Here is a 10,979-nt window from a genome sequence, read left to right as displayed (position 1 = left end):
AACAAAGCATTCTTCTTTGATTAAAAATCTAACTACCTATTAATTTATGGGGGGTAGCAGCGACGGTTTCGGGTGATTGATAAGGAGATGGATTGGGATTGGCTGAGAAGTCTTGGGAAATAAAATAGCAAAAGACCAGCCCGTCGGTTGGTTTCTTTAGCTTCGATCCTATCGCGAAATAACTTCTTTCAAGGAAGTCATCTGAATTTTCCGCGCGTCCTTACATTCCTATGTTATCCAGTAAAACCTCCAGAAAATCCGAGGCTATTCCGTATATCCAGTCAGGAAAATCATAATTTATACCGCATAAAAAAATTTAACATTACATATAATGACTTCATTTATGTTGGTAATGATATATTAATATAGTTTAGCTCCGGAATTTCAGTGGTGCGGTAATGAGGATGTATTATTTTTATTGTCGCCATTTAAACTTTTATATCATTTTTATTAGTGCGGGTTGATGGGGGTTCAATTTTTTCTTTATGATTTATTCAATACTTGTCTGGATTTGTTTCTGTAGTTTATTGAATTTAAAGTAAATTAAAGTGAGACTGTTAACGCATTGATGATCGATTAAATACTGGGTGATGTATTAGCTGTGCAATATTGATGATTTTTTTGCCATTCGAAATTTAAAAATAGTTGCTACTAATTGACGAATGTTATTTTTTTGGCTTTATTCAATATTAAGGGGTCGCTTGTCTGAAGCCTGCTATCAGTTTGGCAAAGTAAGTCGTCGCGATTTTCCAGTGGGGGCTGAGCATATCTATCATAGGGTCTTTTGTGACGTTAAAGGGTGATATATAGGTTGTGCGTCCACCCGGAGCTCGAAGTCGCTCTACCTATTCGCTCAGTTAGCAATTCCAGGCGCGTAATTCGAGTGCCGCTTACCGGCTTCGCCTTTTCGTGCCTTTCATAATCATTACTGAGAGAAATGAAAATGAAGAATGTCATAAAACCTGACCTGAAATATACCCTCAAACAAATATCTATAGCACAAATGGATGTCGACGATCTCAACTTCAATATATTATCTAACCATCTTGTGCCATTCAGTATGCGAACCTTCGATGCTAGCTTTAACAACCTGGTTACAGGGCAAGGCAAGTTTGGTGCCACAGACTTTTCCTTCCTGCGCTTTTTTGATTCCTCATTTCAGGCGGGATACGCTGGGATATGGTCGGTTATAGATCCGCCGTCATGGATTATCAGCAACCGGACCGCCAATTTCTTATCCGCAGTTGAAGTGAACAAAGAGACCGATCCGGTGCTCAGCATAGGCCTAGATGATGTGTTTGGCTCGCCGACGCCGCAGGAGGTTATTGAGCTGGCACCGAGAACCAAGGCTTCTACGCTAACTCAGGACAAGATCACGGTGCATGATGGCATAAACACTAAGTTGAAACCTACCGATCCCATTCTCTTAGCGCGCAAGGAAACGTCGACGGAAGCCGATGACGATGACGATGACGATGACAATGACGATGTCGGCGGCGACGGTGCTTTCCCTCTCACCGCCAGTGATGTCGCCAACCTGAAGAATCTCGTCAACGGGCTTGAAGGAGGGGAAGACAACGATGCGCTCGGTATCCGAGATCTCGAAGGTACCGGTAATAACCGGGTTCACCTTGACTATGGTTCAGCCGATCAGCCGTTCATACGGCTCACCGACGCGCACTATGGCGCCTGGAATGAGACGACCCAAAACCGCGACATTAACCCCCTGTTCTCCGGGCTGGATCCGCGAGCCATCAGCGATGCCCTTGGTGCACAGGAAGCAAACCTGTCCGGCAATGCCGCTGGCGTGAACAGCTTATTCACGGCCTTCGGTCAGTACTTCGATCACGGTCTCGATTTCCTCGGTAAGGGAGGTAACGGAACGATCCAGATTGGCGCTCCGGGCTCGGTTCCAAACCCCGCGGACCTGACTCGCGGCACCGTTGACAGTATTGATGCCAATGGAATCCCGCAGCATCTCAATAAGACATCGCCATTCGCTGACCAGAACCAAACTTATGGCTCTAACGAACTCGTCGGCCAGTTCCTGCGAGAAGGTGATGGACTGGGCGGGTTTACGGGCAAGCTGTTAGAGGGCGGAGTGGATCCATCAAATCCAAATTTCAAGCTACTGCCCACGTTGAGTGAACTGATCCTGCATCACTGGAACAACAACACGCTGTTCACCGACAGCTCGCTGCCGGGCGACCACCGCGTATCCTTCCGGGAGTACTTCGCCGGACTGGTCGACAGCAATGGCGTTATCAACCAAGCGATGCTTCCTGCCATGACCTCTAATTTCATGGGAAGTGGCTTTGCGCTGCTGCTCGACACCAACCCCTTTATCAACCTGCTCGACCACTACGTGGCGGGTGATGGACGTGCGAACGAGAATATCGCACTAACCGCGATCCACAACATCTGGGAGCGGAATCACAACTTCCATGTTAACGCATTGCTCGAAGCCGGATTTGATGGAACAGCTGAAGAGCTGTTCCAGGCTGCCAAGATCATTAACGAAGCTGAATATCAGCGCGTTATTTACACCGACTTTGCCGACAAGTTGCTTGGTGGCATGAGAGGTGAGGGCGATCACGGCTTCGCCGAGTACAACCCGGAAGTGGATGCACGAGTCTCGCACGAGTTCGCGGTTGCCGCTTACCGGTTCGGACATTCGCTGATAGGGCAGACGCTGACGGTGCTCGACGCTGAGGGCAATGCAACGCAGGTGCCGCTGTTCGACGCGTTCCTCAACCCGACCAACGATACGAGTGCGTTCAACTTCCCCAAATCGCAATTGCCTTACTCTCCACAGCCGGGCTATGAGCAACTGGGTGCCGCCGGGATCATTGCCGGGGGGGTTGTCCAGCCTGCGGAAGAAGTCGACGTCAATATCGTCGATGCTGTGCGCAACGACCTCGTTCGTATGAGTGCTGACGTGTTCGCCTTCGACGTCGCCCGTGAGTGGGACGTCGGTCTGGGTTCGATGAACCAGATCCGGGCCGACCTGATGGCCTCTCTCGATCCGTACGTCAAAGAGGCGGTGAGTTTTGCGGGCGATCTCACACCCTACAGTTCATGGGAAGACTTCCAGGCACGGAACAATCTCAGCGACACCGTCATTGCGCAATTCAAGAAGGCCTATCCCGACCTCGTACTAGAGGATACTCAAATTGCAGACTTCCTGGCGGCGAATCCTGGCTATAAATTGGTCAACGGAAACACCGTCAAAGGCATCGACAGAGTGGATCTGTTCGTTGGCGGACTCGCCGAGAAGCACATCAATGGTGGTGTGGTTGGCCAGACCTTCTGGGTCATCATCCATGAACAACTTGACCGCATCCAGGAAGGTGACCGGCTGTATTATCTCGACCGCGTGGAGCATCTGGACCTCTACGAGGTTATCGAGGAACAGGGCTTTGCCGGGATCGTGGCACGCAACACGGGCCTGACCAATCTTCCCGAGAACATCTTCGGGACGAGTCAGCTCGATAAACCGCCGGTCATTGCCCACAATAACGTCGTCCTGAATGGTGGGAACGACATTGACATCCTGAATGGTGGGCTCGGCAACGACGTCCTGAATGGCGGGGGCGGCAACGACACGCTCAACGGTGGGGCTGGCAACGATATCCTCAACGGCGGCCTCGGGGCCGATGTGATGGTGGGTGGTCTCGGCAATGACACCTATATTGTTGATAATAATGGCGACGTCGTTACAGAAGGTCTTAATGGCGGGACAGATGCTGTCCAGACCACCCTCCACAATTACACGTTGACCAATAACGTTGAAAGCCTGGTGTTCACCGGGACAGGCGCGTTTACCGGCAGAGGGAATGCCATTGCCAACACCATCACCGGTGGCAGTGGTAATGACTTTTTATATGGGATGGGAGGAAGCGACACGCTCAACGGAGGGGCAGGAAATGACGTACTCGACGGGGGGGAGGGTGCTGATAACCTTCAGGGCGGGACCGGTAATGATAAAATGACAGGCGGAGCGGGTAACGACAGACTTGAGGGCGGCGAGGGGGCTGATGTGATGGTGGGCGGCCTCGGCAATGACACCTATATTGTTGATAATAATGGCGACGTCGTTACAGAAGGTCTTAATGACGGGACAGATGCTGTCCAGACCACCCTCCATAATTACACTCTGACCAATAACGTTGAAACTCTGGTATTTACCGGGACTGGCGCGTTCACCGGCAAAGGGAATGCCATTGCCAACACCATCACCGGTGGCAGTGGTAATGACTTTTTGTATGGGATGGGAGGAAACGACACGCTCAACGGTGGGGCAGGAAATGACGTCCTTGATGGGGGGGACGGTGCCGATATCCTTCAGGGCGGGGCTGGTAACGATAAACTGACAGGCGGAGCGGGTAACGACAGACTCGAGGGTGGCCAGGGTGACGATATCATGACCGGTGGTGCCGGAAATGACACCTTCGTCTTTAGCACAGGCTTTGGGCGAGACCGTATTACCAGCGGCTTCGACAGTAATCCCAGCGGGGGACAGGATTACCTCGATGTGAGTTTATTCGGCATTGATGTGACGAATTTTGCCAGCAGCGTCAAGATTGCCGGGGGAACCGGTAACAGTACCGTAATTACCATCGGCGATCCTGCTAATGCCAATGTCATTACTTTAGAAAACGTAAACTCTAAAAGCGTCAATATTGATGATTTTATTCTAATCGGATAAGGAGACGATGATGTCGCGCCAGCATACGCCAACAACACTAAATAAGTTATTAAGGGGAACGAAAACTACCTTTATAACGCTGTTTTTTAGTCGCGTTATCCATTTGCTTATGCTGGCGCCTCTACCGATGTGAATAGATTTAATGCCCAAAACCGAGGCTATCAAGATAAGGCGTTCAGGATTATTTTATTCCGAAAGCAATATAGTTTAATGCTCTCCATTAAATCTGAACGAGTCACAAGGAAGCGCAAAGAATTTACAGAAATCCTGAGTGGACAACTTAAAAAAGGTCACAAATTTTTCAGTGCCATCAACATCCTCAGACTGGATGGCGGAAGCTCGGTAATGACATCCGCGGTTAAAGTGACCAGAAATCTACCGTAACCCCAGAAAGCAAAAAACCAGCCCGTAGGCTGGTTTTTCTAAATAGTGGTGCCCGGACTCGGAATCGAACCAAGGACACGGGGATTTTCAATCCCCTGCTCTACCGACTGAGCTATCCGGGCAACGGGGCGCATTAAACCGCATTCACGCCTGGCAGTCAATCAAATATCGTGAAAAGCTGTTCAACCGCTTAATATTACGGCAGTCTGTACGTTTATGCCTGAAGTTTGCACAAATCTTCCAGACAGGTGTGATTTAACCAGGCAATGCTGGCAGTGAGAGGAGGGCAGTATGGAAAACGACTGGCTTGAACTACGACAGCATGCCGATACCGGTATTGAGACTATTAAGGCGCACTTTGAAGGCCATGCCTTTGACCCGCACTGGCATGACAGCTATCTGGTGGGGATCACCCTTTCCGGTACCCAGCAGTTTCACTGTCGCCGGGAACGTCATCACAGCCAGCCGGGTGATGCGTTTCTGCTAGAACCGGGTGAAATCCATGATGGTGATGCCCCGGTTGCAGGCGGTTTTACCTATCTGACCTTTTACCTTGATGAACAGTGGCTGACCCACACGTTACATGGGCTGTACGAGGCTACTCCGGGTAGCTATTCACTGCACTTTAACCAAACGCTGACCCGTGAGCCGCATCTGGTTCGGGCGATTGGTGAGACATTTGGTTCACTGCATACCGATGAAATGCGTATCGTGCAGCAAAGCAATATGGATAATTTGCTGACTCAGCTCACGGCACATTGTCGGTGGCGTAAGCGTCTGCCATCACAAATACAGGGTTGTGCAATGGCGCATCGAGCGCGGGACTATATGTATGCGCATATGGGCGACAATATCGGCCTTTCCGATCTGGCACGGGAGACAGGAACAGACCGCTTTACCCTGACCCGCAGTTTCAAGCGAGAATTCCATATGGCACCGCATGCCTGGCTTATCCAGTTGCGGCTGGCAAAAGCACGTCAGCTACTGGCGCGAGGGGAACGGCCCGTCGCTGTGGCGACAACGCTGGGCTTTGCCGATCAAAGTCATCTTGGACGCTGGTTCCAGCGGGCGTACAGGATTACGCCTGCACATTACCGTAAGTTGTGCACAAACCTTCCAGACGTTTCCAATAAATAACGTCACAGTCAGGACTCCAATAATAAGGAGTCACCTGTGAATATTATGCCGTACTTGTTGTTTGCTTTTGTTGCTTCGATAACGCCAGGCCCCACCAATATTCTTGTGCTGACCAGCAGTCAGCATTATGGCGTGAGAGCCACACTGCCTGCGCTTGTCAGCGGCTGTGTGGCCGCCAGCGCCATTGTGCTGATATCTGGAGCCGGTGCAGGTGAACTGCTGCGCCAGTATCCGCTGGTACGCCAGGTGATGAGCTGGGCGGGTGTACTGTGGCTGACATGGATGAGCTGGCAGCTGTTTTGTGCTCCGGCAACGAATATTGCTGGGCAAACGCGCCATCGCTTTACTGCCAAAGCAGCGGCACTGTTGCAGATTATCAATCCCAAAACGTGGATGATGGCGCTGGCGGTGGTGAGTCTGTTTGCCCCGACGGGTGAGCATATGCTGCGGGATGTTGCGCTAATGGCGCTGTGGTTCTTACTGATATCTGTGGCGTGCTTGTTGTGCTGGGCGTGGCTGGGTAAGGCGGTAAACAGAGTGTTTCGCACCACCACGGCGATGGTGCGTTTTCAACGGGTGATGGCGCTGTGTCTGCTTATCTCAGCATGGGCGGGTATGTTTGCTTAGGTCAGCGCACCACCCTGTCGGCATTGGGCGAAGCGCAGGATGTCTTCCGCCAGCCGGTGTGCCGTTTCCACGTCAGCCTGGCTACGATTGACCAGCATGCGGCTCAGGCAACCTTCAAGCACCAGTTCCATCTGTTTGGCGACCATCGCCGGGTCGTCAACTTCCAGCGTCGTCAGCAGTTCATGGGTAAAATCATGGGCTGCCTTTTTTTGTTGATCCGCAAGTTGATGGATAGGGTGGCCGGGGTCAGGGTAGAAGGTACAGGCGGCGATGAACAGGCAGCCGGGGTAACGATTGTTGCTCACACATTCGGCCAGGGCGTTATAGCGAGCCAGTAACTTTTGCTCAGCGCTCAGGGTGTCATCAAGCAGAAGCTGACGCCGCCAGATATCTACCCGCTGGCTAAGGTACCGCAGGGCATCGTACAGGATGGCCTCTTTATCGGGCCAGAAGCGCTGCAGCTCATCAAGCGGATAATCAATATGGTCGGCCACCATTTCCAGCGTGGTATTGGCTATCCCTTGCACCTCAAGTAATTTCAGGGCTTCTCCCAGGACATCTTCACGTTGCACGGTATTCTCCTCCGTTTTCCTTTTGCAAGTGTCGCTCACGGTTGGCGATCGTGCAAATGTGCGTTAAATGTTGCGGCATCCATAAAACCCGTTACCCGCGCGTTTGGCTGCTCTTTACCCTGGGCATCAAAGAACAAAATGGTGGGCAGCCCTAAGACCTGTAGGTGCTTCAGCAGTGCGACATCCTGGGCATTATTTGCCGTGACGTCCGCCTGCAGTAATACCGTGTTGCCTAATGCCTGTTGAACCAGCGGATCGCTGAAGGTGTATTTCTCAAATTCTTTGCAGGCTACGCACCAGTCGGCGTACAGATCCAGCATCACCGGCTTACCTTTTGCCTCTGCCAGCGCCTGACTTAACGCATCGACCGTCGCGATGGGTTTGAAGTTCAGATGTGCCTGCGTTTGTGCATGCGGTGTACCATATGCCCAGTCCTGCAAGGGACGTACGCTCACCAGAGCGGCGGCGAGCAGGGCTATTTGCACAAGGCGCATCCATGGGCGCTTGGCTTGCAGACTGGTAATGAAGGCCCAGCTAAAGAACGCGACGCCGAGTAACGACCACAAGCGGATCCCCCACTCGTCACCGATAATACGTTCCAGTAAAAATACGGGAAGCGCCAGGATGACAAAACCAAAGGCGGTTTTGACATGCTCCATCCACGGGCCGCTTTTCGGCAGTAGACGGTTACCAAAGACGGTAATGAGCATCAGGGGCAGTCCCATTCCCAGCGCGTACAGATACAGCGTGCCGCCGCCTAGCCACATGTTTCCGCTCTGAGCGATATACAGCAGAATTGCGCTCAGTGGGGCGGTGGTGCAAGGCGAACAGATCAGACCGGCAATTGCCCCCATTACAAACACGCTGCCGGGAGAGCCGCCTTGCTGACGATTACTCATTAACGTGAGACGTGTCTGTAGTGAAGAGGGTAACTGTAGCGTGAACAGGCCAAACATCGACAGCGCCAGCAGCGTAAAGACGATGGCAAGGCCAACCAGTACATAAGGATGCTGTAGCGCCGCCTGGAATTGTAATCCTGCAGCGGCAACCACCAGACCCAGTGCGGTGTAGGTAAGCGCCATCCCCTGGACGTAGATAAAGGTCAGCAGCAGTGCGCGTCCGGTTGATAAGCGTTGTTTGCCACCCAGTACGATACCGGAAATCAGCGGATACATCGGCAGTACACAAGGCGTAAAGGCGATGCCAATCCCGATCAACAAGGCCCACAGTGCGGAAAAGGGAAGTTGGGCTGTGGGCTGCGGTTTCTCTTCCTGCGCGACAGGCGCCGGAGCTGGCGCTGGTGTTGTCCTGGTATCAGCAGAAATCTCACTTAACGGTACGGTTTTGGTTTCTGGTGGATAGCAGAACCCGGCGTCGGCGCAGCCCTGGTAAGTGACCGTTAGCGTCGCACCCGCGGCAGCCTGCTTGACGGTGACCGGAACGTTCAGCTGTTTACGATAGATTTCACTCTTGCCGTAAAACTCATCTTCATGCCAGACCCCTGGCGGCAATTTTACCTCGGTAGTATCGGCCTGAGACGGGATTATGCTTATCTGTTTACGATACAGGTAATAGCCATCTTTGACCTGCCAGGAGAGGTTCAGATCGTGTTGGTTTTGCTGAAAATCAAACACAAATGCTTGGTCGGCAGGGACAAACTGCGAGCGGCCAGGCGCGTCAAATAAGCCAGCAAAAGTCGATGTGCTGCAGAGCAGCAGGATCAGCGTAAGGATGCGTTGAGCCATGAGCGGTAATCAAAATCTCCGTGAGTGACGGGTAAAACCAGAAGTTCAGGTGTTTGATACGGGTGGTGTGACTTCAGGCAATCGAGAAGTGCTTGCTGGTGTGAAACTGCGGTTTTTAAGATCATCTGGACTTCATATTCCTGCTCCAGCTTGCCTTCCCAATAATAGAGGGAGGTAGCCCCAGGTAGCAGTGTGACGCAGGCGGCCAGTTTTTCCGCCAGCACTTTAGCGGCCAGATCCTGAGCGGTTGCTTCATCCGGGGCGGTACAGAGCACGACAACGGTATCGGGGATGGAGATATCCTGATTCTTTACATCAAGCATAAACACCTCGAAAGCACAGAGTAACCAGCAAGAGAGGAGTCACTATACAACGGACGCAAGAAGGATGTTAGTCAAAGCGAGACGGGAGAGAGGAACTGCAGGGCGCACAGGCGCCCTGCAGGTAGAACTTACAGCATAAAGCTGCCCAGCAGGAAGCCGAAGCAGACAGCCAGTACCACACCCAGCGTACCCGGGATGAAGAACGGATGGTTAAAGACGAATTTACCGATGCGGGTTGTCCCGGTGTCATCCATCTGAACCGCCGCAACCAGCGTTGGGTAAGTTGGCAGAATGAACAGGCCAGAAACGGCCGCGAAAGACGCGACAGCGGTCAGCGGAGAAACGTTCAGCGCCAGAGCCATCGGCATCAGAGCTTTTGCGGTTGCTGCCTGAGAGTACAGCAGCGCAGAAGCAAAGAAGAAGATGACAGCCAGCAGCCACGGATGGCCCTGAATAACGCTACCTGCAGTGTCTTTGATCCAGTCAATGTTGTGAGAAACGAAAGTATCACCCAGCCATGCAACGCCCAGGATACAAATACAGGCGCTCATACCGGCTTTGAAGGTGCTGGAGTTCAGGATAGAGTCCGTTTCAACGCGGCAGATGATCGTGGTCAGCGTCGCGATGCTCAGCATGATGATCAGGATGGCGTTGGTGGTGTTCATCAGCGGTTTAGCGACCAGGCCGAGGCTTGGGCTGTTGATAATGGCGTAAGCCACCACGCAAACCACGCCCAGCAGGAATAACCATACGGAGGTTTTTGCGCCCGCTTTGATTTCAACTTGTCTTTCACCACGCAGTTCGACCAGGCCTTCTTCCAGACGTTTACGGTAAACCGGATCGTCAGACAGCTTGGAGTTGAACAGCATAGTGACCAGGAAGGACATCACCAGTACCGCCAGCAGCGTGGACGGAATGACCACGGACAGCAGATGGATGTAGCTGATGCCATGACCTTCCATGACGGAAGACATGTACACCACGGCTGCGGAGATTGGCGATGCAGTAATCGCAATCTGTGCAGAAACCACCGCAGTAGACAGCGGACGGCAAGGTTTGATGCCTTGTTCCTTCGCCACTTCAGCGATAACCGGCAGCGTTGCCAGAGAGATGTTGCCTGTACCTGCAAAGATAGTCAGGAAATAGGTCACGATCGGTGCAAGGATCGTGATGTATTTTGGGTTCTTACGCAGCAGTTTTTCAGTTTGGTGAACCAAATAGTCCAGACCACCTGCAATCTGCATAGCAGAAATGGCAGCGATAACCGCCATGATAATGGAAATAACATCGAACGGAATATTACCCGGTTTTACGCCAATAGCGGCGAGAACCAGAACACCCAGCCCACCTGCAAATCCAATACCGATACCCCCAAGTCTGGCACCTAAAAAGATTGCCAGCAAAACGATGATAAGTTCTAAAACTATCATATTAGCCTTCCTTGTTGTTTAACAAGTTGATATTAAATTGTTGTTTTTAAGTA

At 51.9% G+C, this 10,979-nt stretch carries 7 protein-coding genes and 1 tRNA gene; 3 read left to right on the top strand and 5 right to left on the bottom strand.

Annotation, left to right across the window (positions count from 1 at the left end; translation table 11 throughout):
* The first annotated feature begins 943 nt into the window (after window positions 1-943).
* Window positions 944-4,708, top strand: coding sequence for a peroxidase family protein (locus tag QNN86_RS22280; protein WP_414212343.1), 3,765 nt, complete (start codon window positions 944-946; stop codon window positions 4,706-4,708).
* Between the two features lie 430 nt (window positions 4,709-5,138).
* On the opposite strand, the gene QNN86_RS22275 is transcribed toward QNN86_RS22280, so the two are convergent.
* Window positions 5,139-5,214: transfer RNA gene (locus QNN86_RS22275), tRNA-Phe, on the bottom strand.
* 169 nt (window positions 5,215-5,383) lie between these two features.
* Between QNN86_RS22275 and QNN86_RS22270 the strand changes: the two genes are divergently transcribed.
* Together QNN86_RS22270 and QNN86_RS22265 are read left to right on the top strand one after the other, a co-directional pair.
* Window positions 5,384-6,229 carry an AraC family transcriptional regulator gene (locus tag QNN86_RS22270; RefSeq protein WP_182270566.1) on the top strand — a complete coding sequence of 282 codons (846 nt, stop codon included), beginning with the start codon at window positions 5,384-5,386 and terminating at the stop codon, window positions 6,227-6,229.
* 36 nt (window positions 6,230-6,265) lie between these two features.
* Window positions 6,266-6,856 (top strand): LysE family translocator, encoded by a 591-nt coding sequence (locus tag QNN86_RS22265; RefSeq protein WP_115259639.1) that lies wholly within the window; start codon window positions 6,266-6,268, stop codon window positions 6,854-6,856.
* Here the strand turns inward: QNN86_RS22265 and QNN86_RS22260 are convergent.
* The 4 genes from QNN86_RS22260 to dcuA form a co-directional block, all read right to left on the bottom strand.
* On the bottom strand, window positions 6,853-7,428 hold the full coding sequence (locus tag QNN86_RS22260) for a transcriptional regulator (protein WP_096758615.1): 576 nt from the start codon (window positions 7,426-7,428) through the stop codon (window positions 6,853-6,855). The two genes, QNN86_RS22265 and QNN86_RS22260, sit on opposite strands and share 4 nt — an antisense overlap.
* 35 nt (window positions 7,429-7,463) lie before the next feature.
* The gene (locus QNN86_RS22255; protein WP_414212342.1) at window positions 7,464-9,173 is read right to left on the bottom strand and encodes a protein-disulfide reductase DsbD; all 1,710 of its coding nucleotides are present in this window, start codon (window positions 9,171-9,173) and stop codon (window positions 7,464-7,466) included.
* Window positions 9,149-9,496, bottom strand: a complete 348-nt coding sequence (cutA, locus tag QNN86_RS22250; protein WP_096758613.1) for a divalent cation tolerance protein CutA — start codon at window positions 9,494-9,496, stop codon at window positions 9,149-9,151. Before cutA ends, QNN86_RS22255 begins: the two co-directional genes overlap by 25 nt.
* 128 nt (window positions 9,497-9,624) lie before the next feature.
* Window positions 9,625-10,926: an anaerobic C4-dicarboxylate transporter DcuA gene (dcuA, locus tag QNN86_RS22245; RefSeq protein WP_135323446.1), complete on the bottom strand. Its 1,302-nt coding sequence runs from the start codon at window positions 10,924-10,926 to the stop codon at window positions 9,625-9,627.
* Between the last annotated feature and the right edge of the window lie 53 nt (window positions 10,927-10,979).

This window comes from Citrobacter sp. C348, assembly GCF_047467975.1.
In the GTDB taxonomy this organism is placed as follows: Bacteria; Pseudomonadota; Gammaproteobacteria; order Enterobacterales; family Enterobacteriaceae; genus Citrobacter; species Citrobacter gillenii.
Note: the sequence above shows the minus strand (reverse complement) of the source record. Positions and strands in the feature narration are given on the sequence as shown.